Origin of the sequence: Methylomarinum sp. Ch1-1, assembly GCF_030717995.2 — a bacterium.
In the GTDB taxonomy this organism is placed as follows: Bacteria; Pseudomonadota; Gammaproteobacteria; order Methylococcales; family Methylomonadaceae; genus Methylomarinum; species Methylomarinum roseum.
In genome coordinates this window covers 4,140,522-4,160,897 of record NZ_CP157743.1, presented here as the reverse complement: position 1 = coordinate 4,160,897, position 20,376 = coordinate 4,140,522, and the positions used below count along the sequence as shown (strand labels likewise).

The 20,376-nt window shown below is 47.9% G+C and carries 21 protein-coding genes; 18 read left to right on the top strand and 3 right to left on the bottom strand.

From position 1 onward, the window contains the following. The first annotated feature begins 351 nt into the window (after nucleotides 1-351). From Q9L42_RS18875 to Q9L42_RS18850, 6 genes are all read left to right on the top strand, one after another. Entirely contained in the window at nucleotides 352-1,203 is an 852-nt protein-coding gene (locus Q9L42_RS18875) for an SH3 domain-containing protein (protein ID WP_349431602.1), read from the top strand. A 16-nt stretch (nucleotides 1,204-1,219) separates the two neighbouring features. After that, nucleotides 1,220-3,115, top strand: a complete 1,896-nt coding sequence (locus Q9L42_RS18870) for a hypothetical protein (RefSeq protein WP_305906843.1) — start codon at nucleotides 1,220-1,222, stop codon at nucleotides 3,113-3,115. 12 nt (nucleotides 3,116-3,127) lie between these two features. Continuing rightward, entirely contained in the window at nucleotides 3,128-4,090 is a 963-nt protein-coding gene (locus Q9L42_RS18865; protein WP_349431601.1) for a hypothetical protein, read from the top strand. Nucleotides 4,091-4,752: 662 nt separating this feature from the next. Further along, the gene (locus tag Q9L42_RS18860; RefSeq protein WP_305906845.1) at nucleotides 4,753-5,475 is read left to right on the top strand and encodes a methyltransferase family protein; all 723 of its coding nucleotides are present in this window, start codon (nucleotides 4,753-4,755) and stop codon (nucleotides 5,473-5,475) included. Between the two features lie 38 nt (nucleotides 5,476-5,513). Further along, the gene (gene cmoA / locus Q9L42_RS18855) at nucleotides 5,514-6,251 is read left to right on the top strand and encodes a carboxy-S-adenosyl-L-methionine synthase CmoA (RefSeq protein WP_305906846.1); all 738 of its coding nucleotides are present in this window, start codon (nucleotides 5,514-5,516) and stop codon (nucleotides 6,249-6,251) included. Nucleotides 6,252-6,834: 583 nt separating this feature from the next. After that, nucleotides 6,835-7,227 (top strand): hypothetical protein, encoded by a 393-nt coding sequence (locus tag Q9L42_RS18850; RefSeq protein ID WP_305906847.1) that lies wholly within the window; start codon nucleotides 6,835-6,837, stop codon nucleotides 7,225-7,227. 116 nt (nucleotides 7,228-7,343) lie between these two features. Here Q9L42_RS18850 and rpe read toward each other — a convergent pair whose 3' ends face one another. Both rpe and Q9L42_RS18840 read right to left on the bottom strand, forming a co-directional pair. Then, nucleotides 7,344-8,015 (bottom strand): ribulose-phosphate 3-epimerase, encoded by a 672-nt coding sequence (gene rpe / locus Q9L42_RS18845; RefSeq protein ID WP_305906848.1) that lies wholly within the window; start codon nucleotides 8,013-8,015, stop codon nucleotides 7,344-7,346. A 194-nt stretch (nucleotides 8,016-8,209) separates the two neighbouring features. After that, nucleotides 8,210-8,911 (bottom strand): DUF2490 domain-containing protein, encoded by a 702-nt coding sequence (locus Q9L42_RS18840; RefSeq protein WP_305906849.1) that lies wholly within the window; start codon nucleotides 8,909-8,911, stop codon nucleotides 8,210-8,212. A 426-nt stretch (nucleotides 8,912-9,337) separates the two neighbouring features. Here Q9L42_RS18840 and Q9L42_RS18835 point away from each other — a divergent pair, with 426 nt between their 5' ends. Beyond that, nucleotides 9,338-9,898, top strand: a complete 561-nt coding sequence (locus tag Q9L42_RS18835) for a thioredoxin family protein (RefSeq protein WP_305906850.1) — start codon at nucleotides 9,338-9,340, stop codon at nucleotides 9,896-9,898. 2 nt (nucleotides 9,899-9,900) lie between these two features. Here the strand turns inward: Q9L42_RS18835 and Q9L42_RS18830 are convergent, their stop codons facing one another. Then, on the bottom strand, nucleotides 9,901-12,072 hold the full coding sequence (locus Q9L42_RS18830) for a zeta toxin family protein (protein WP_349431600.1): 2,172 nt from the start codon (nucleotides 12,070-12,072) through the stop codon (nucleotides 9,901-9,903). Between the two features lie 232 nt (nucleotides 12,073-12,304). Between Q9L42_RS18830 and Q9L42_RS18825 the strand changes: the two genes are divergently transcribed. The 11 genes from Q9L42_RS18825 to Q9L42_RS18775 all read left to right on the top strand — a co-directional run bounded on the left by Q9L42_RS18825 (nucleotide 12,305) and on the right by Q9L42_RS18775 (nucleotide 20,361). Further along, nucleotides 12,305-13,579: a cobyrinate a,c-diamide synthase gene (locus Q9L42_RS18825; RefSeq protein ID WP_305906853.1), complete on the top strand. Its 1,275-nt coding sequence runs from the start codon at nucleotides 12,305-12,307 to the stop codon at nucleotides 13,577-13,579. Further along, nucleotides 13,576-14,112: a cob(I)yrinic acid a,c-diamide adenosyltransferase gene (gene cobO, locus Q9L42_RS18820; protein ID WP_305906854.1), complete on the top strand. Its 537-nt coding sequence runs from the start codon at nucleotides 13,576-13,578 to the stop codon at nucleotides 14,110-14,112. The genes Q9L42_RS18825 and cobO overlap by 4 nt, the downstream gene beginning before the upstream one ends. 61 nt (nucleotides 14,113-14,173) lie before the next feature. After that, a complete protein-coding gene (locus tag Q9L42_RS18815; protein WP_305906855.1) occupies nucleotides 14,174-14,578 on the top strand; it encodes a ketosteroid isomerase-related protein in 405 nt (134 codons plus the stop codon). 263 nt (nucleotides 14,579-14,841) lie between these two features. Beyond that, complete coding sequence (locus Q9L42_RS18810) at nucleotides 14,842-15,207, top strand: hypothetical protein (protein ID WP_305906856.1); 366 nt, start codon at nucleotides 14,842-14,844, stop codon at nucleotides 15,205-15,207. Between the two features lie 392 nt (nucleotides 15,208-15,599). Then, entirely contained in the window at nucleotides 15,600-15,944 is a 345-nt protein-coding gene (locus tag Q9L42_RS18805; RefSeq protein WP_305906857.1) for a (2Fe-2S) ferredoxin domain-containing protein, read from the top strand. A gap of 294 nt (nucleotides 15,945-16,238) precedes the next feature. Beyond that, on the top strand, nucleotides 16,239-16,568 hold the full coding sequence (locus Q9L42_RS18800; protein ID WP_305906858.1) for a cold shock domain-containing protein: 330 nt from the start codon (nucleotides 16,239-16,241) through the stop codon (nucleotides 16,566-16,568). Between the two features lie 169 nt (nucleotides 16,569-16,737). After that, the gene (locus tag Q9L42_RS18795) at nucleotides 16,738-17,817 is read left to right on the top strand and encodes an AI-2E family transporter (protein ID WP_305906859.1); all 1,080 of its coding nucleotides are present in this window, start codon (nucleotides 16,738-16,740) and stop codon (nucleotides 17,815-17,817) included. Beyond that, on the top strand, nucleotides 17,814-18,602 hold the full coding sequence (locus tag Q9L42_RS18790) for a DUF3530 family protein (protein ID WP_349431599.1): 789 nt from the start codon (nucleotides 17,814-17,816) through the stop codon (nucleotides 18,600-18,602). The genes Q9L42_RS18795 and Q9L42_RS18790 overlap by 4 nt, the downstream gene beginning before the upstream one ends. A gap of 572 nt (nucleotides 18,603-19,174) precedes the next feature. After that, nucleotides 19,175-19,411 carry a TIGR02647 family protein gene (locus Q9L42_RS18785; RefSeq protein ID WP_305906860.1) on the top strand — a complete coding sequence of 79 codons (237 nt, stop codon included), beginning with the start codon at nucleotides 19,175-19,177 and terminating at the stop codon, nucleotides 19,409-19,411. A 159-nt stretch (nucleotides 19,412-19,570) separates the two neighbouring features. Continuing rightward, nucleotides 19,571-19,894 carry a DUF3301 domain-containing protein gene (locus Q9L42_RS18780; RefSeq protein ID WP_305906861.1) on the top strand — a complete coding sequence of 108 codons (324 nt, stop codon included), beginning with the start codon at nucleotides 19,571-19,573 and terminating at the stop codon, nucleotides 19,892-19,894. 125 nt (nucleotides 19,895-20,019) lie between these two features. Beyond that, nucleotides 20,020-20,361 (top strand): DUF2956 domain-containing protein, encoded by a 342-nt coding sequence (locus tag Q9L42_RS18775; RefSeq protein WP_305906862.1) that lies wholly within the window; start codon nucleotides 20,020-20,022, stop codon nucleotides 20,359-20,361. Nucleotides 20,362-20,376 lie beyond the last annotated feature (15 nt).

Sequence of the window (20,376 nt, the reverse complement as noted above, 5' to 3'; positions counted from 1 at the left end):
CTGTCGTTAACTTTTTAGAATAGAATTAAGGCATTTAATATCAATGAGTTATTTTATTTAAAGGGGGGGATAACCTGGTTTTTGAAATAATGGCTTGAAATTTAATGTGAAATTCGGTGAAAATCGATAGTAACATTTTCATAGGCTTAGATCACGGGGCGTAAAAGCTGTCTTGGAAATAGTCATCTATCTTAAATTCATGTCATTCAGGCTTTTCAATTAGCGGTATTATTCTGACCTTAAATTATATTCGATTAGCCAGAGACTGAAAGGCGATATTAGACGGCTCATTATAGGCGCTAAGCCAGCAGAAAAGCGCACTCGATAAAAGGTTATCGAAGAGAGGGTGAAATGAGTAACAAGCCATTAATTTCAGTTGCGATTCTTGCTTCATTTGTTACCGGTTGTGAAGGAACTATGGGAGACATAAGCAAGGAAAACCTTGGCGCTACGCTTGGAGGTGTGGGGGGCGCTTTGCTTGGAGCCAGTATAGCCGGCGGAAATAAAAAATGGTTAGGTGCAGCCATCGGCGGGGCGGTTGGCTTGTTTGCCGGAAAAATGATTGGTCAGCATCTTGATGAGCGAGACCGCCAGGCTCTCGCCTTGAGAACTGTCGATGTGCTGGATCAGCGATCGGCTGGCAATTCTACCTGGAAGAGTAATGAAAGCGGCGCTTCGGCAAACATAAAAACGGGTGAAATTTCCTACAAGACAGCTCCCAAACAGATCAAGCGATTAAGTTCGGTCGACTCGGTGTCATCGATCAAGCTGGAAAAAAAGGAATATCAAACCACATCTAGTTTGCGGGTGCGCTCGGGGCCGGGTACCGAGTACGCAACCATTACCTCATTGCGATCCGGGGATGTGATCACTTCGGCGGGTCGAACTGACAATGGTTGGCTTATGTTGGCTAAGCAGGGGGTTACCGTTGGTTATGTTCACGCTGGTTATGTCAAACCCTATAACCCCATCAAGCAAGCGGAAGCACAGGGAATAGATCTTGATAGCGTTAATGTTGAGAGTTTGCCTAAGCAGGAAGGCTTTGTAGGTATAGATTTGGACAATGTCGATATCACTAGCTCTACAGTAAGCGCTCAAATGGGGTGCCGTGATGTGGAGGTCAGTGTGACGACTAATCAAGGTACTGAAAGAGAAAAGGCGAATGCATGTCAAAATGCGGATGGCGTATGGGAACTTGGCTGAAAGTGGGGGAGCTGAAATGAACAGAAAATTGTTTTTAATTGTCGTTAGCCTTTTGCTTGGCGCAGTTAATCCTGTTTATGCAGACAAGACGTTGGCTCATAGCAAGTCTCTGGGGATGAGATTTATCGCCGAAGGAGATCCCTGGTGCGCCGCAACAGTAAAGATACGCGTGCAAGCTGAAGATGCTGGGCAATTCGCCATGCCGGATTACGGATTGACCATTCAGAAGTTGGGACAGGTGCTTATGAAGCAATGTTCTGCTATGAACGGTCTATCGATTACAGGATTAGAGGGTAGCAGGGTTATCTGGACAGGAAAGGCTTCAAAGGCAAAGGGATGGATTGCTCAAAAGACGCCATTGCTGGAGCCGCTTGGGGTTACAAATGAAGCGGTTTCTTCAAACGAACAAGCCGGTCAACTCCAGAATCAAGAGAATCAAATGTCGTCTGCTACTGAGGACGAGCGTTCGGCAGAAAATTTTGAATCGGTTGCTGCTGATGTGATGGAGATAGCGGGTTGGAGGCCAGGTGGGTTTGTCGATATTTCAAGTAATGCCGATAAGATGACGGAGCTTACTTCAAGCGAGACCGGCTGCAATATTTTTACATTTTATGAGGTCAATCCCCAATTTCATCCTACCGCTTCATTGAAAGGAGACTTTACCTGCAAAAATGGATATGTCCAAAGCACAGATCTGATACGGCAAGTTCACGCAAGTCTGTTTTATCAAGGTCAGAAACGCCCATTTATTAAGTTGGTCGGTTACTGGTATGACGGGTATAACATTGATAGAGGGAACCCAAAGCAGATCGTGCGTCGTTACAGCGTTAACTCGAAAAATTTGTGGAACAAAAGCAATGCCGTCAACAAGCTATTGGTGTGGATAGGAGAGGACAGAGAGCTGCGCGCGCATTACTTTGTAACTTACAATTATCATGATCGTTCGCACCAATGGAATATGGTCAGAGGAGATCGTCAGCCAATCATTGTTTTGACTGATAATGAGCAACTCAAACAGAATCCGCGAGAAACCCGATTAGCGGAATCGCTGGCTCGAACCTATACAGAATTTGTAGGCTCGGGGTCATTCAACGTCTTAAAGTTTGTCGTGGCTGATAAACTTCAGAAAGCTCCGCTTAATGCTTATCATTTGGCGTTAAAGGATGCCAATCCGGACCCAAGTTTGTATGCGGCGGGACAGGCTGTGAAGCGGCGCGGCATTCCCTGGACTATCCAAGTGACAACCGATTTTATAGCCAAGCGTGAAGCGTATGTAGAAGCTGAAAAGAAACGGGCTGAGATGCAGCGTCAGCGTGAACTGGCGAGGGTGGAAGCCGATAAACAGCGAGCGGAATTAGAACGTCAAAGACAGGCTGCGCTACATCAAAAACATATGGAGAGTCTGCAGAATCAGTATAAGCTACTTGCAAAGGCTTCTGGCTATGATCGAATGCGATTTTATGCAACGCTAAGGCTTAATCCCAAACAACTGGAATCAGCTAAAATCGACTTTAAATCATATCGTAATTATACGGTTAATCCATTTTCAAGGTCTGTTCAGTTTACTCATCCCGCCATGTATTTGAACCGTTTGAACGATGGAGAAGTCAATGTCGGAATTCCAATATACATGCTGGTTAAGGCAGATGATGGAGATATTGTAAAGCCCTATCCGATGGCTATTGATTACAACGACGCTTCAGCAGAGATTGATGGCTGGATGTTGATTCAGGCCGCACCCGAATTTACATTCAAATTCGATGATGAGGGGAGGCCAATTTTTAGTATTACTATTCAGGAAGCTGTGGAATGTAAATCGGACAAATGTCTGGAGGATATGGACTCGGCAGAAATTATGAAGACTTGGTATAACGATGATGATTTGAAATTTGCCATGGCTGACGAACACTAAGGAGAAAACAGGATGCTTCTAAAAGATAATAAAATGACTGCCATTGGTCTTGCTGTTGCTGCAGGTATTTTTATTTTGGGGGGATATTTTTATGTATCCCAAGAAGGTGTGCAACGGTTTGAAGACTTTCTTTATGATCATGAATTGGATGAAGCTATCAGGTACAGGGATATCTCCTATTCACCCTTGTTCGACGCAATCTCTTTGGAGAATGTGGATTTAGATGTCGAAGTAATGAAGGGTGTAGGGGTTAATTTGACTGGTAATATGGATACCCTTGTGTTTTCAGGAGGGAGGGATGATGATGGGCTTGAGATCAGCTTTTCAAACTATAAGCTGATAACGGATCCGACACAGAAAGAACAACAGCAGAATATCATCTATGCCCTCAGCGCAGAACCTTTGAAGATGGTGCGACAGATGGGCATAAAAGAAACAGCGCTTGATGGCAGACTTTCCTATCAATATGACAACGATGATGACAGGCTTAATCTAGGTTTGATGCTTGATGCTGAAAATATCGCCGGTCTTTCGACGAATTTGGAATTTGAGCGTGCCCGCAAGCTCATCAATCTCAAATTGTCGGATTTGACGGCTAACAATATTATGAATCTCCAAAATTTGATGGAGGAGTTTGGAAGGGTGGAATTCTCCTTAATGGAAGCTGAGATAGTCGATCATGGGTTCCTGGAGAAAATGGCTTACATGAACGCGCTGTCAGCATTCAGGTATGATAGAGCCATCAATCATAATATGGAAATTGATGCCGTTAAATATGTTCAATCTGATAAGGGTGACAAGGGTAAGGCTCTCTGGGAAGGAGTCGATGAAGACAGTGGTGATGTATTAAAATCCTTCATAACGATGGGGGGTGATCTGGATATTTCAGTCAATACAAAACGTCCGATCAGATTAACTTACTTGATCAAGAATGGTAAAATCCACCGCGATATTGAAATCAACATCGATAACTGATCTTAAGATATTGCTCAGTCTTGGAGTGGGCGGGCCTTACATTTGAGGTTTTTACTTTCCTTATTTCATCCGCTTTGCTGCCCGGCCGACGGTAGCATAACTTAGCTCAAAATACTTGCCCACTTTATAAGCATAGGCCAATGTTGCTTTGAATCGAGTCTGACCCTTTTGACTTTTTGACTTTTTTTGCTCTCTTTGAATCGAGTCTGACCCTTTTGCTGCATCAATTCGTAAGCCTTTGAGTTCTCGATGAGAGCGTATTACTGTTGTTAGTACGGCGCCATTATTCTAATGGCGGGTAAATGTACTAAAAAATATCCCAGAGGACTGGGGTCAGGCCTTACATTTGACGTTTTTACTTTCCTTATTTCAACTGCTTTGTTGCCTGGCCGACGGTAGCATAACTTAGCTCAAACTACTTGCCCTCTTTAATAAGCATGAGCCAATGTTGCTTTGAATCGAGTCTGACCCTTTTGATGTACTTTTGATGTATTTTGAATCGAGCCTGACCCTTTTGATGTAACAGCCATTTGATGTAACAGCCACATTGGTATTTTTACACCCGTAGTTGTAGCTAATTTAAGCTGAAAATAGGATGATTGCGAGCAGCTACACCTATACCTCATAATAATAATCGCCGATAACATTACGGATAATAAACAATGAATGATTTATTCAATCAATGGGGGAATTTCCTCTTTCATACCAGAAATGTGTTGTTTCCTGTTCTTATCGCCGCACTGCTATTCTTTTTTCCGCCCACTGCAATCGGCACGGTGCCTGGAGACTACTTTCTAGCCATGGGTTTAATAATGATATCGGTTGGCCAAGCGTTACGGATATTGACTATCGGCTTGGCCTATATTGTTCGCGGCGGCAGGAACAGACGAATTTATGCTGAAAATCTCGTGACAGATGGTGTTTTTGCCCATTGCAGAAATCCGCTTTATTTAGGCAATATTTTGATTGTTATTGGTTTTATGTTCATCGCTGGCAATATGATCGCCATCATCCTCGGCTCATTGGGCTTTATAGCGATTTACCGGCTTATCGTTTTCAGTGAAGAGCGGTTTTTAACTGAAAAGTTTGGTCAAGCTTATATCAACTATTGCGCCGATGTATCACGCTGGTTGCCCCGGTTTGATGGGTTGCCGGAAACCATCAGTCACTATGAATTTGACTGGCCTGCGGTTGCTGTTAAAGAATACGGCACTCTGTTTACATCACTGATGATTTCATTGGGCTTGATCAGCTGGAAACTCAAGCTTGCAGACAGTCTGGCCCAAAACAAAATACCGGTCATAGCCGCGACAATACTGGTCGTTATGGCATATGCCATCGTGCGTTTTCTGAAGAAAACCGAGCGTCTTAAATCGATGAGATAGTCGGATCCCTTAACAACATCATGATAAAGAGCGAATAAATGACTCAGGAAGATCGAATTTTTCAGCATATCAATCGGGTGGATGATTTTACCTTTGATGAACGCGTTGCAACCGTGTTTGATAACATGGTCGCCAGGAGCGTGCCTTTTTATAGTGAAATTCAACGTCTACAGTCAGATCTGATCATGGCGTTTTTACCGGAACAGGATGGTGTAGTTTGTGACCTCGGCTGTTCAACGGGAACCACTATCGAGCACATCATAAATCACCCTCAGTGTCCCGAAACGGCCAAGTTTATCGGCTATGATAATTCCGAACCCATGCTGGACCAGACACGCGCCAAATTATCAACGGCCCTTGAAGAACAAAGAGTGTCTCTACTGATCGCTGATTTGAGTGCTTTGCCCGTGTTACCGGCCTGTAATGTGGTAATTCTTAACTGGACCTTGCAGTTTGTGCGTCCGATTGACCGGGAGCATCTGCTGAAAAATATCTATAGCGCACTTAAACCGGGCGGTGTTCTGTTTTTATCGGAAAAGATTTTAAGCAGTGATGCGGCCTTGAATCGCCTTTATATCGATCATTACCTGCAATTTAAAAAATCACAAAGCGGCTATACCGATACTGAAAACCAGCGCAAGCGCGAAGCGCTGGAAAATGTGCTGATTCCTTACCGGCTGGAGGAGAATTACCTGTTACTGGAGCGGGCCGGCTTTAAGCGTATCGATACCTACTTTCGCTGGCTCAACTTCGCCTGTCTGATTGCCGTCAAATAAATTGGGCTGGTTTACCGTTGCATGGCCCGGTTATGAATTATTGTTCACAAGGACTGGGGGCTTACATTTGACGTTTTTACTTTCCTTATTTCAACTGCTTTGTTGCCTGGCCGACGGTAGCATAACTTAGCTCAAACTACGTGCCCACTTTAATAAGTATGAGCCAATGCTGCTTTGAATCGAGTCTGACCCTTTTGCTTCTCTTTAAAATATCGGCAAACGGGAGGTGAGAAAATTGAAGAACGGAATTTTTGAATCGCCGAATTTGTTTGATGAGGATTTGTTTTGTAAGATCAGACAAGGTTAAGCTCTTTTTTCAGAATAATTTTTATTGGTAATTTAATTATATCTGACTAGAACAAGGAGCTTAACCTCCACAAAATAACTTATCTTATTGAATTCTATTGATAACTCACTCTTAAGTAAGCAGTATTAGAGTCTGACCCTTTTGCTTCTCTTTTGCTTCTTCTTTTGCTCTTTCTTTTGCTCTTTCTTTTGCTCTTTTTTGGACTTGCGCATATCGGCGATGACAAAGAAAGGGTAGAATTAAATGATCTATCCTGTCACCGAATGAGGTGGAAAAATGAGTTTTAAAGCCGCTTTAGTAAAGTTAGCGATCAAATTGACACCGAATATCATCGTCATTTGGGTGGCCAATATAATTCTTAGAGGCATTGCGGTATTATCGGAATTTTTCTTTGATCTCGATTCACGCACGGCCTATGTGGAGTTGACGCTTGTTGGAGAAGCCGAGCCAATTCAAGTGGAAGTGGACGGTTTTGCTGTCGTCAACGATGGCGATTCCTATCGGGTGATTATTCAAAACGCCCAAGCGAACCGGCCTTGGCTGAATAATTTGCTTGCCCGAGTCGTTGGAAAAGCATGGGAAATTCCTCAGATACCACAACATCAGGCACAAATTGAACTAATCGCCGAACTGCTCGAAGGAGAAAGCCAAGAGAAGCTAATGAATTAAAGTGGCCAGGCATGTGTTGGTGAACGTTAGATGCGATCGCATGCTGAAGATGTCTGGCTAGGGTTAGTTCAGAAGTGTGGAGAGAGGGGCATTGCGCCCCTCAAATTATCAGATGGTTAGCCTGCTTTAGCAATTTCGGCGCGCATGTCGTCGATGACTTGTTTGTAATCAGGTTTGCCGAAAATAGCGGATCCTGCGACGAAGGTGTCGGCGCCCGCAGCTTTGATGTCGCGGATATTGTCCACTTTTACGCCGCCATCGATTTCCAGACGGATGTCATAACCGCTTTCGTCGATTCTTTTTCTGACTTCACGCAATTTATCCAATGCGGAAGGGATGAAAGATTGGCCGCCGAAGCCAGGGTTAACGGACATCAGCAGAATCATGTCCAATTTGTCCATGACATAATCCAGATGGTGCAGCGGTGTTCCTGGGTTGAAGACCAGGCCGGCTTTACAGCCGTTGTCTTTAATCAGTTGCAGGGTTCTGTCGATATGCACGGAACCTTCTGGATGAAAAGTAATATAGCTGGCGCCGGCTTTGGCGAAATCAGGGATGATTCTGTCAACCGGTTCGATCATCAAATGCACGTCAATGGGGGCGGTGACGCCATGTTTTCTTAACGCATCACAAACCAGTGGACCGATGGTCAGGTTGGGGACGAAGTGATTGTCCATTACATCGAAATGGACGACATCGGCGCCGGCCGCCAATACATTATCCACTTCCTCGCCCAGGCGAGCGAAGTCGGCTGACAGGATAGAAGGGGCAATCCAGTTCTCGGTCATTTTTTGTTCCTCGGTTAGTTGAAAAATAGCTTATTATAGCGTGGCAGGCGCAGTTTGCGCTGCATAGAATCTGAAATTATTCTTTTTTTACAGAAAGTCGAGCTTGTTTTTCATAAGCTTTTTATAAGTCGAATTGTTTCATGGCGACGTTTTCCGGATGCTGAGCCAAGAGGTCGAGTCTGCTAGTCCAGCGTTCAGTATCGTATCTGTAAGCTGCCGAGCGCCATATGATTCATGAGATCGTCGCGGTTGGGAAGGGAAATATATTGATTCATGTAACCGACTTCGAATGTATAATGCCCGCTCCGATCAAATTGCCAGCCGAAGCCGGCGAATAATCGGTTTTGGTCGATGCCGCTTTCCGGACCCCAGTCCACGCTATAAACGTTTACAAACAGCTCTTCCCAAGCGATTAGGCTTAAGTGCGGGTGTAGTCGGTAACCGGCGCGAACTTTTTGGCGCAGGCGAGTCGCCATTTGGCTGTCATTGTCGACGAAGCGCCATTCTATCATGCTGCGTGTCGAAACAGTGCCCCAATCCGTTTTGGTCGCCCATTTCATGGCCTGATTGATATCGTGCTCATCCAGCGTTTTTCCATTGCGGAGCACGGTGGGCTGCCATGTGTAACCAAAAAATAACGCAATTTCTTCGCTGAACTGATAACCGGGAACGATACGCACGACGCCTTGGCTAAAACGACCGAAGTCATCGAAAAAACGGGCCTCGCCAGTGGTCCAGAGGCGGAAACGGTGGAGCTTGGGGTGGAAAGTCTCCAGTTTGAAATGGCCTTCGACTTGACTCCACAAGCCGGAGTCGTTGATCAACTCGTCCGCGCGTGACGGGGGATTGACGAGGCTTAAGCACAGGCAGGTCAGTAGCAGTTGTATCCGTTTCATGCTGTAGCATCTCATAAACGTTAGCTCGTTTGTGTGTTCGAAAACCGAAGTCTAGGAACTCGTTTTATAAATCGATGGTCTAGCCTAAGAACGTGCTGATAAAAATCGGCGTTTCCTGCAGCGCATGAATGTACTGCCAAAATGAGTGACTGCAAGTCATTGATTTTGTGAATAGGCTGCCAGCCGTTTTGTCATCGCCGGCCGCCGGGCAATCCAGCGATGATTTTTCAAAAACTCCATCATGTAAACATTTAGTCTTGACCTGGAGCGCTCAATTACTTAACGTGATCCGTCTGAATCGTGCATTCCGGCACGTCAAAGCCTGCTGATTAATTTAGCTGTTCGTTAATAAGGTTAATTTACGATCATTGCCTTATATAATGAAGCTTTTAGCAGTTTACTGCAACACGAAACGGAGGAGCGACCATGGCCGCCACTGAATCCAATATGATGCCGTTGGGCACGATTGCGCCCGATTTTGATTTGCCTGATACCATGACCGGCGCCAATAAGTCCTTGCAGAACCTAAAGGGGGACAAGGGGACATTGGTGATGTTCATCTGCAATCACTGTCCTTATGTGATGCATGTTAAACAGCAATTGATCGATATCGCCCGCCATTATGCGCCGAAGGGTATTAGTTTTATCGCGATCAGCGCCAATGATATCGTCAATTATCCTCAGGATGCGCCCGATAAAATGCAGGCGTTGATGAAGCAATGGGGTAATCCGTTTGACGCTTATCTGTATGATGAAACTCAGCAAGTCGCTAAGGCCTATCAGGCCGCCTGCACGCCGGACTTCTATTTGTTCGACGCCAACCTGGCCTGTGTTTATCGGGGACGTCTGGACGGCTCCACGCCTAAAAACGATGTGCCTTTGACCGGTGCAGAGTTGCGCGCGGCATTGGAGAATCTGCTGCTGGACCAACCCATCAACCCGACTCAGAAACCCAGCATCGGCTGTAATATCAAATGGAAGCAGTAGGATTAGCTTTCAGCCTTAGACCCCTGTAAGCGGGTGATCCATGGCTCTTGGGCCAATGGGTCTACCCGAAATGACAGGGACTCGGATTTATGCAGCAAACCTTCCTCCCCGGAAGCATTCGGGTTCAATTGTCTTTTTTCAATGAAGTCGACCATGCGGCGGGTGTTGTAAATGACCAGAACCCTGTGGCCGGCATGGCTGCTGTAGACTTGATAGCCGACGTTATTCTCATTCAGGGCCGGATTCCTGTCGAGCAGTTGGTCGATGTCATCGTTATCCTCGGCAAGGCTCTTTAACACCGAGTCATTATGATTTTTGATCAGCGAGGTCAGGTAGTCTGACAGACTGCCTTTTATTTGATGTTGCTTCAAGGCCTTGATTTCACGATCGGAGAAGGCGAAGCTTTCGGCCACCAGGTAATGCATGTTTCTGTCTGCGTCGTTGGCGAACAGGGAAATTTTATCCAGCGACGTGTCTTCTAATGCTTTTAGAAAAGATTGCGGCGCGCGGATATGTTTGTCGATGGTGATGACCCAGGGCAGGGCGCGGCCGGTTTTTTCGAAGCGGTTCTTGACGCTGTTGATGACGCCGGAACGGGATAGCTCGTCCTCGCGCCCGGTCGGTTTGACCAGAAAGGCGTCGACCGCGGTAATCTGGGTGTAAAAACCGGCGGCCTTGAATTGATTGATGATGGTCGAATAACGCGGTTGATAGGGGATGCCGGTGCCGTCGTAGAGTATATTGATGCCGGCTGCCTTGGCGTGTTGGGCGACCATGTCGCGCAAGCGGTTGGCGAACGGCTCGACGTACACATAATCGTCGCTGTGGTGATTGGCGGCGGTCAATATGCGATAGAGGTCGCTGACTTTGCGGAATTCGTCCAGGGAGGCGACGACAAAATTATCGCCGCAATGCGCTTGGGCGATTTCCTCGACCGCAGTTTTGCCTGAGCCGGCGCCGCCCATGCACATAAATAGCTTCGGATTGACGTCCGGCGTCTTGCCGGCAAAAATTTCCTGGGTAGCGTTGACCAGAATGCGATTGATCTTGCCGAGCCGATCATAGGCGATTTCGACCGTGCGCACCAGCCGGGTATCGCCATTGGCGGCGGCAATCAGTTTGTCTTTCAGCGGTTCGTTATTGGCCAACTTCAGTGGCGCCGCCTTTTCGCCGGTACAGGTTTTCAACAGTTCGACAAATTCGATATGGCTGGGTGAGCGCAGGCCCGTCAACATGTTGACATCGAGACAGAACAGCGGCGCCACGCCGTCTTCACGAATGGCGATGCCATCGATCAGGTTTTTTTCCGGATCGCGGAATTCCTCGGTGCCGGGCAAATACGCGATGACATTTTCCGAGACGGTGAGCGGATAATCGGCAAAGTGCTGGCCTTCGATGAAGTATTCTTCGCGTATGCTGTCTACCGGAACCAGGCCGCCGTTCACCGTCACCAGGCATTCGACGCCTTCCGCGGTCCGGTGCGATAAAAACGGCATGCCGGATAGAAAGCGCTTGTTTTCGGGCCATAGACCGTAGCGATTGGGCTGGTTTTTCAGGCTTTGGGTGCGGGTCGGGTCTAAGGCGTGTTCAAAGGCGAGGGTGACTTGGCGGTGATCACTGTCGGAACTGTGCAGAATCGTTGCATCGCCCTTGGCCAGACGCCTGAAATCGATGCCCTGTTCATAAACGGCTTTGAAGGCCGGCAAATGACCGAGGGCGGTCATGAAAAAATCCAAGGTGATGCGGTTGCCGTACGAGAAGGGTTTGACAGTGCGTATTTTCAGATAAAAGTCGGCCAGACGTTCCGCTATGTTGTCGGTCTTGATGACAAAACCATTGTTATCGAATAGTGCGGTATCGCTGTTGCTATCGGCATCTAACACCAGACGGGCAAAGGTTTTACGGAATTTTCGCCGTTTTTCGGCCTCGACGATCGTGCCGGGACGGTGAGTGACCGTCGCCTGCTCTTTCCAGTCGTGAAAAATTTCCCGGTGTATGCGGGTAAACAGCGTGGTCAAATAGGTAAAACGTTTGGTCTGGTCGTGAGAAACGGTGCTTTCCGCTTCCTGCAACAGCGTGGACAGTAATTTGGTGCCCTGTAAAATCGCCAGCGCCGTCCTCAGTTTTTTGAGCTGTGCATAGCCTGAAATGTCGATCTTGTTATTGTTATGCATGATTTCAACCTTGCTTGCCGGGGGCGGTATTGCGGGTAAAATTCGGTAAACGGTCCCCGTTTCGGCTCTGTAGCATACCGTTTCAACGTCATCCTGTCATGTCGACGAGGTCATAATTCCGTTTTTTTTATGGGGAAGACGGCCTCAGTCGGTACAGGGTAGAATACGCGCTCAGGCCCTGGTCGGTTTCGTCGCCGACCAGGCTGGATCATCACTGAAACTCGAAAAAATCATGAAAATTGCGTTACTGGCTGGAACCCAGTCAGGCTGCGGTAAAACTACGATCATGCTGGCCTTGCTGCAGCATTTTTGCCGTTCGAAACGAACGGTTGCGGCCTTTAAAAGCGGTCCCGATTTTCTCGACCCGCTGTGGCACCAGGCCATCACCGGACGCCCTTCCTATAATCTGGATACGGAAATGATCGGTACGGCGCTGTCTCGGCATATTCTCAGCGAACAGGCCGAGGATGCCGATTGGGCCTTGATAGAAGGGGCAATGGGTTTGTTCGATGGGCGTCACGGTGTCGGTGAGTCCGGTTCCGCCGCCGATTTGGCCAAAGTTCTGCATACGCCTGTGATACTGGTGGTCGATGCCAAGGGCATCAGCGGCTCGATAGTGCCGCTGGTCTCGGGATTTTGCTCCTATGCCGCTAACATGGATGTGACGATAGCCGGGGTGATCGCCAATCGGGTCGGCAGCGAGCATCACGCCGAACTGTTGAGGAATTTTCTGGCCGATCACGACTTGCCGCCATTAGTGGCTTGGATGATGAAAGATGCGCCGGTGCTCAAGGAACGGCATCTGGGATTGATGCGTCCCGATGAAGGTGGCATAGCCGATTTTGATGATTTTTTTCATGTCGATGATGTGGCGTTAACGGATGCTTTTGACGACTACCCCCGTCAGCGTGAAGCCATTTCTGTGTCGCGTTCGCGACGATTAGCCGGTAAAACGGTGGCGATTGCTCGCGATGCAGCCTGTTGTTTCATTTATCCGGCCAATGTCGATTGGTTACTCGCTCAGGGCGCCGGGCTGCGTTATTTTTCGTTGTTGGCCGGCGACCCCGTGCCGCCGGCGGCCGATGCCTTATGGCTGCCGGGCGGCTATCCGGAATTATACGGCGAGCAATTGGCGCACTCGGCCAGTTGGCCCTCGCTCCGGCAATTCATCGAAGACCATAAACCGGTTTTAGCAGAATGCGGAGGCGCGATGCTGTTGGGGGAGAAACTGATTGATCAAGACGGGATTAGTTGGTCGATGGCGAATCTATTGCCTTATGCGTCCAGAATGCAAGACAGGTTGGCTGCGTTGGGTTATCGAGAAGACAGCCGCGGTGTCAAAGGACATGAGTTTCATCACTCGGCCCGAGTCACGACGACGGATTTGCCGCCCGCTTTTAATTGCCGGCGAGGGGATTGCGGCGTCCGCTATAAAAATCTTAGGGCTTCCTATATCCACTGGTATTTTGCCAGTGCATCAGACATTGTAGCAGGATGGTTTTCATGAAGAGTAGAGAGAGAAGGCAGGGTATTGTATTGGTGCATACCGGCGAAGGTAAGGGCAAGTCGTCCAGCGCTTTCGGCATGGTTTTTCGCGCCGCAGGCTGGGGCATGAAAGTCTGCGTGATCCAATTTATCAAGGGACAGTGGAAGACCGGCGAGCAGGAAGCCGCCAAGCGTTTCGATAATATCGAATGGCATGCGCTAGGAGACGGTTTTACCTGGGACACGAAAAATCCGGAACAGGATATTAAAACCAGTCGCGCCATTTGGGAATTTGCCAAGGACAAGATTCGCTCGCAGGAATATGATTTCGTGCTGCTCGATGAAATTAATTATTGTTGCGGTTACAACTGGGTTTCCGGTCAGGAAATTGCCGATTTCATCGAACAGGAAAAGCCGCCTTGGATGCATCTGGTATTGACCGGCCGTAATGCCCCTCAGGAAGTGATTGATGTCGCTCATACCGTGACCGAAATGAAAATTATCAAGCATGCCTACAAGCAAGGTATCAAGGCTGCGCAGGGCGTTGAATTTTAATTGCTGAAAAACTGCTCGACTTCTGGCAAAATCGCGGTTTTTTAACTAGCGTAGCAAAGATATGAAACAGGCAATAGCTCTTATCAAACAATATTATCAGGCCTTTAATGATGCCGATATGGAGACCTTTCTCAGTCTGTTGACCGACGATGTGGTGCATGATATCAATCAAGGCGGTCGCGAACAGGGTAAAGAAGCGTTTGCCCGCTTCATGGAAAAAATGAATCACCATTACCGCGAACAACTGGTGGACATGGAGATCATGGCCAATGAAGATGGCAGTCGCGGCGCCGCCGAGTTCGTCGTGTTGGGCGAATACCTGAACACCGACGAAGGCTTGCCGACTGCGAACGGACAGAAATATCGCTTGCCGGCTGGGGCGTTTTTTGCGATACGCAACGGCAAAATCGCCAGAGTGACCAACTATTATAACCTGGAGGACTGGGTTGCCCAGGTCGGGACCTGACTCAGCTTAGCCCGGATATTTCATTCAGAAGTGGGGGATGAATTTCATCAAGGGCTTGGGGCAACGTCATATTCATCTCTTTCATTGCCTGAGGGGGGCAATTGGCATAGAATTCGGAGGGGATGATGCACAGTTCTGAGCAACACTTGCTGTTTTTTCTCGGACGGCAAATGGCGACACAGGCTAAGGTGTTGTCGATAATAATAAAATGTGGCTATAAAAAACCGATTGACGGCCATTTTAATGAAATTTAGGAGATGCATATGAGTAATACTCAAAAATTAATTGGCGCAGTAGTCGCGGCAATCGTGGTGGGCTTTATCATGGTCGGCACCAGCAAAGAGCAGACTACTGAACAAAAAGAGGCTGCTTCGATGATCAGAGCAGTCTCATCGATGCAGAGTATGGCCAATCAAAAATGTCCGCAGCTGATCAAGGAAAAAACCGGCTCCCAGGTTTATTTTCCGACCAGGACCGATACCGACAAAGCCACCTACGTTACCTTGGAGTGGGATGGCGAACCTGGTGATAACTTCAAGACCGCTTCCTGCACCTTGCATGTCTCTCTGGGCGGCGTTTCGAAGCTGATTATTGATGATAAAGTGATTATTGATAAAAAAGTCAGATAATCCGGCAGAGGATTCATCTTGATGAATCCTCTTCGATTCCCTTTTCGTTGGGATAGTTTTACAGGCTGTCGTTGTTTTCTTGTTGCATGACTGAGTTATAATAAAGCTATTTAATGATTGGCAACAATACTCAGGTGCTTTAACGATGGCAGTCCTCTTCTTGTTTTTCAAGGCTGTCGATGGTAAGTCGGATTGTAGATGACGCCACGGTTGGATAGTGACTGGGGCGATGCCGCAACACACCGATTAGCAAAAATTCATCAACCACTAAGCCTCTTTTCCTCTCCCCGGCTGCCCGAATAGCGCAGCACCGTTTAATTGCTTATTTTGGCGTCACGATCAGTAATATTCCTTTGTTTCAACTTTTTTAACGACCATAACGTGAAAGAACTATGAAAGAAGTAATGAAACCCTCGATGAGGACCTACAAACGTCATGTGTTGGTCTGTGTGGGTTCAAAATGCACCGAGAATGGTGAGGGTCAGATTTTATATGACGCGTTGAAAGATAAACTGAAAAAAGCCGGATTGGGCAGCGGCGAACTGCGGGTTGAGCGTAGTCGGGTGAACTGTTTAGGCACCTGTAAATCCGGACCGTTGTTATGCGTACATCCCGACGGTGTCTGGTATTATGGGATCGATAGCGATAAGTTGGACATTATCATTGAACAACATTTAAAGGCCGGAAAACCGGTAACTGAGTGGGTCTATCATCAGGGACCTAATTGTGAAGGCTAGCAGTGTCGTAAAGTAAGGCTTGGTCATTGGCTATGCGCGTGATTTTTGAGTAGAGCCCGGTTGTTGATTGACCATGCCGGCCGTTGTATTTTCATTCTCGCGGTGGCCGGCTATTGCCGTGATAGCTCCCATCGGAAGGGGGGAGTGCAGCCGCTGCTAGAGCGGGGAAGCTGAAAATCAATGATTCGCTGGTAAAAACCGAAGCATATCGAAGATGCTTGCATGAACTTTAGCCTTACTATGAGAGTAGGATGCCGTTTTTAAAGAAGTATTGATTAAGAAGTAGGTAATAATATGGCAAAGACAGATAAAAAAGGTTATTTGAAAACCTGGAAAGATGACAGGGGATTTGGCTTTATAAAGCCGGACGATGGCAGTCAGGATGTCTTTATTCACATTTCCGCGTTAAAAGGGATGGCGCGCAGGCCGGTCAAAGGCGATACCATTTTTTTCGACATCGAGGAGGATGCGGAGGGCAAAACCAAGGCCAGCAATGCCCGCATTGAGGGAGTGGCTATTGCCGAGGAACAACATGATCATATCAACAAATTATGGTTGTGGATCATCGCCGCGCTGTTGGGACTGGTCAGTGCGGCGGTGGCGGCATACCTGACTATGAAGTGAGTCAAATTGCACTCAGAAATTTTTTAAAAAATCGTATTTTTCGGGTTTGGCGCTGAGAAATCCAGGATGGATAGATTCACCGCTTCCTCAGATGACCGTGTTCAGCGTCGAACCGCCGGGTTGCTGACAAACGCGGTATTTTTCAAAACATAACGGGAAGGATAGGGCAGTGAGCGATTCACAAAAATGGCTGGTTCTGACTTTCAGCGTATTACTGGGCGGGCTGCTTTATCTGCTGGCTCCGATACTACTCCCCTTCGCTATTTCGGCGGTTCTAGCCTACCTTAGCGATCCGCTGGTGGACCGCCTGGAAATGATCTCAATCAAATCCTGGCGATTAGGACGGACTCAGTCGGTCATTTTGGTTTTTTTGACCCTCACTGTCTTTCTTGCCGCCATTTTGGTGGTGATCATTCCGAGCATCGAAGCGCAAATCAGCTTATTTCTGAGCAAACTCCCGGATTATATCGGCTGGTTGAATACCCGTCTGATTCCCATGCTGCAACAGTTCTTGCATGTTGACATTGAACCCGTCGACAGCGCCGGATTGATCGAGATCTTGAAGGACCATTGGCAAAAGGCTGGCGGCATACTGGCGACGTTGATCGGTTCGGTATCGCGTTCCGGAACGTTGATATTGGAATGGCTGATGAATCTGCTATTGATACCGGTGATTACGTTTTATTTACTCAGGGATTGGGACGAACTGGTCGCCAGGGTCCATGATTTGTTTCCGCGCCGAAGTGCGCCGACTGTCGCTAAACTTGCGGCCGAGTCGGATCAAGTGTTGGGCGCGTTCATGCGCGGTCAGTTTTATGTGATGATTGTATTGGGTATGATATACAGCACCGGCTTATCGTTGTTGGGACTCGATTTGTCGCTGCTGATCGGCATGATGGCCGGCCTGGTCAGCTTCGTGCCCTATTTGGGCGCGATCGTTGGTATCGTCGCCGCCTGTTTAGCGGCATTATTACAGTTTCAAGACCCGATGTATTTGATTCCAGTCGCCATTGTCTTCATGGTGGGACAAGCGCTGGAAGGCATGTTGCTGACGCCTTGGTTGGTTGGCGACCAGATTGGTTTACATCCGGTGGCGGTTATCTTTGCCGTGCTGGCCGGAGGACAGCTGTTCGGTTTCCTCGGCGTGCTGTTGGCATTGCCGGTTGCCTCGGTGATCATGGTGTTGTTGCGTTATCTTCATCGGCGCTATACGGGGAGTGGGTTTTACAGCGAGCAATTCAAGTTATGACGCGGTGGAGTATTCTTTTCACTGTCATCATGCTGTATTCGGCTTTTGCTCATGCCAGTAACGCAGCGCGAGAACAAGAATATGCCGCTCTGATCGAAAACACCTTAACAAGGGGGGAGGTCGTTTGGTTGCAGGCGCAACAGCGGCCTTTTTTAGCTATCCATACTGAAAGCGTCGACATCGATACGCGGGGTGCGGCCATTATCCTACATGATCGCGCGGCTTATCCTGATCAGCAAGTCGTCGTGCATGCGTTGAGAACCATCTTGCCTGAGCATCGCTGGTCAACCTTGGCTTTGCAAATGCCGATCAGGGAAATGGGGGCGTCTGCACAGGATTATTACCCGTTATTTCCCGAGGCTAAAGCCCGCATCGAGGCAGCGGTCGATTTTCTGGATAAAACCGAAGTCGGCAATATAGTCGTCGTTGGCTATGGCATGGGCGCGCTGATGGGGCTCTATAGTATCGACAAAAATCTCGATAACACCCTCGGCGGCCTGGTGACCATCAGCCTGCCAGTCTCGGAGGGTACCGATCGCAGGCCGCAGTTCCTGGCAAGGTTGGCCAAAATTCGCTTGCCGTTATTGGATATTTATGCGGAACATGATTTGCCGGCGGTCGTGAATGGCGCGCGTAAACGTCAACTGGCCGCTAACAAAAACCCCGCTTACCGACAGGACGAAATCAGCGCCACCGACCATCTTTATCGACATAATGAGGCGTTGTTGGTTAAACGGGTTTACAGTTGGTTAAGCCGGCTCATGCAACAGCAAGACGGTGGATAATGCCTCTGCATCAGCTTGTCGACTTGACCCGGATAATTCAGAAACCATTCAGGTACAAACTGCACCAGATAAATATGACCGACATTAAACCCAATCCATTGGGTTTTAATACTTCTTTCAAAGACCAAGACCGCCTTTGCGAAATATCCGGGTTAAGGCAGCAATTCCCACTTTGGCGTTCAAAAAGGGCATGGGGTGTGTCTGTCGAGGAGCGCCGTTCACCCAGCACCTAAATTATCCTGGAATGTAAAATATAGTCCAGTAGCCATGGAATTTAGGTGCTGGGTAAACCCATCCCTGGGGGCTTGACGGCAGCATCCTTGCTGCCGACATCCACGCCAAACACACCCCATGCCCTAAACCCTGCAAAAATACTCAAACTGATGGGAATTGCTGGGGTTAAGGCGACGGGTTTGACATCGGCTCATAAAATCAATGGCTTGCAGTCGCCGGTTTTGGCGGTGCCGCCATGCGCTTCCTGCCGTGCATGGCGGCACTTTTCTGGTCAATCTTCCAGCCAGCGATGAAAGCTGGTAATGTGATGGCTTTTAATGATTAACAAGGGGCTGGCAATGGTTTTAACGGAAGAATTGGTGGAAGAAATCAATCTGTTGTCTTTATTTAATTTGGAGACCTTGCAAGAAGGCATTAAGGTGCATGCCGATGCCGGGCCACACGTCGTTGCTGCGGCGCGGCGCCTGCATGACAAAGGCATTATTTCACAGGCCGATGGCGGCTATTTGACAGACTTAGGCATCGAGGTGGCTGAACACGCCCAACGCATGTTGACCATTTTAACGTCCCGGTAGCAACAATTCATCTAGCCCGAATTCGTGAGTGATCAGGCCTATTAAATCGTTCGGCACATTCTGTATGGTTTTGAATCACTCCTCAAAAAGGCGCGAACGGCACGCTAGGCGAGGCAAGCATTTGACGAAATATTCAGGAGTCTATCGGACTAAGTCGTTATGACGGATTTAATTTTTATCATGCTCATCGTCGCCATGCTATGGTTCTGGTCGAATAGTCTGCAGGCCCGGGAAGCGGCGATGTCTGTTGTGAAAGCGCATTGCCGCAGGCTGGACTTGCAATTGCTGGACGATTACGTGGCCCTGACCGGTTTCTGGCCTAAGCGCAACGCCGAAGGCAGGATACAGGCCTGGCGCAGCTATGCCTTTGAATTCTCGGCGACCGGTGTCGAACGTTATAACGGCAAGATCGTCATGCTGGGAAGGCGTGTGGAAAGTATTTATTTGGATCCTTACCGAGTCGCGGATGAATCGGCCGAATAAATACAGTAAAGGCGCACAGAGTAGTGGTTTCGCTATTGTAGGCATATTTCGATAGCGATTCGTGACTAACTCGAGACAGATCAGGCTATAATGTGAATAAATGCTGAGCAAAATACTCGGAAAAGATGAGAAAAAATAAATCATATCGGCAGATTTCTGCTCAAACGCAGGAAGAATCATTGAAAACTGCCAAGGCTACGCAGCGGCCAGGGCAGACTAAAGAGCAGACCAAGTTGATCGCTCAAGGCATTCAAAAAGGCATAGAGCAGTATAAGAAACAGCAAAAGGCGAAAGCCAGGGAGTTGGATAAGAAGCTGAAAAAAGTCGATAGCCGACTCAACGCCGAGGATTCCGAACACAAGGCTGCCGAAACCGTGACTATTTATCGGCAAAGTAAATTGGCGTGGATTTTACTGTTATTGAGCTGGCTCGGATTTGCGCTTTGTTTTGCGATGTATTTGAATTAACTGCTGAATCCGCAG

What these genes read in the sequence shown, in the direction of transcription:
- Q9L42_RS18850 (WP_305906847.1), top strand. Translation starts at nt 6,835, where the DNA reads ATGAGTTTTAAAGCCGCTTTAGTAAAGTTAGCGATCAAATTGACACCG.
- Q9L42_RS18785 (WP_305906860.1), top strand. Translation starts at nt 19,175, where the DNA reads ATGGTTTTAACGGAAGAATTGGTGGAAGAAATCAATCTGTTGTCTTTA.
- Q9L42_RS18840 (WP_305906849.1), bottom strand. Translation starts at nt 8,911, where the DNA reads ATGAAACGGATACAACTGCTACTGACCTGCCTGTGCTTAAGCCTCGTC.
- Q9L42_RS18805 (WP_305906857.1), top strand. Translation starts at nt 15,600, where the DNA reads ATGAAAGAAGTAATGAAACCCTCGATGAGGACCTACAAACGTCATGTG.
- Q9L42_RS18780 (WP_305906861.1), top strand. Translation starts at nt 19,571, where the DNA reads ATGACGGATTTAATTTTTATCATGCTCATCGTCGCCATGCTATGGTTC.
- Q9L42_RS18875 (WP_349431602.1), top strand. Translation starts at nt 352, where the DNA reads ATGAGTAACAAGCCATTAATTTCAGTTGCGATTCTTGCTTCATTTGTT.
- rpe (WP_305906848.1), bottom strand. Translation starts at nt 8,015, where the DNA reads ATGACCGAGAACTGGATTGCCCCTTCTATCCTGTCAGCCGACTTCGCT.
- Q9L42_RS18810 (WP_305906856.1), top strand. Translation starts at nt 14,842, where the DNA reads ATGAGTAATACTCAAAAATTAATTGGCGCAGTAGTCGCGGCAATCGTG.
- Q9L42_RS18825 (WP_305906853.1), top strand. Translation starts at nt 12,305, where the DNA reads ATGAAAATTGCGTTACTGGCTGGAACCCAGTCAGGCTGCGGTAAAACT.
- Q9L42_RS18800 (WP_305906858.1), top strand. Translation starts at nt 16,239, where the DNA reads ATGGCAAAGACAGATAAAAAAGGTTATTTGAAAACCTGGAAAGATGAC.
- Q9L42_RS18790 (WP_349431599.1), top strand. Translation starts at nt 17,814, where the DNA reads ATGACGCGGTGGAGTATTCTTTTCACTGTCATCATGCTGTATTCGGCT.
- Q9L42_RS18865 (WP_349431601.1), top strand. Translation starts at nt 3,128, where the DNA reads ATGCTTCTAAAAGATAATAAAATGACTGCCATTGGTCTTGCTGTTGCT.
- cmoA (WP_305906846.1), top strand. Translation starts at nt 5,514, where the DNA reads ATGACTCAGGAAGATCGAATTTTTCAGCATATCAATCGGGTGGATGAT.
- Q9L42_RS18860 (WP_305906845.1), top strand. Translation starts at nt 4,753, where the DNA reads ATGAATGATTTATTCAATCAATGGGGGAATTTCCTCTTTCATACCAGA.
- Q9L42_RS18830 (WP_349431600.1), bottom strand. Translation starts at nt 12,072, where the DNA reads ATGCATAACAATAACAAGATCGACATTTCAGGCTATGCACAGCTCAAA.
- Q9L42_RS18775 (WP_305906862.1), top strand. Translation starts at nt 20,020, where the DNA reads ATGAGAAAAAATAAATCATATCGGCAGATTTCTGCTCAAACGCAGGAA.
- Q9L42_RS18835 (WP_305906850.1), top strand. Translation starts at nt 9,338, where the DNA reads ATGGCCGCCACTGAATCCAATATGATGCCGTTGGGCACGATTGCGCCC.
- Q9L42_RS18870 (WP_305906843.1), top strand. Translation starts at nt 1,220, where the DNA reads ATGAACAGAAAATTGTTTTTAATTGTCGTTAGCCTTTTGCTTGGCGCA.
- Q9L42_RS18815 (WP_305906855.1), top strand. Translation starts at nt 14,174, where the DNA reads ATGAAACAGGCAATAGCTCTTATCAAACAATATTATCAGGCCTTTAAT.
- cobO (WP_305906854.1), top strand. Translation starts at nt 13,576, where the DNA reads ATGAAGAGTAGAGAGAGAAGGCAGGGTATTGTATTGGTGCATACCGGC.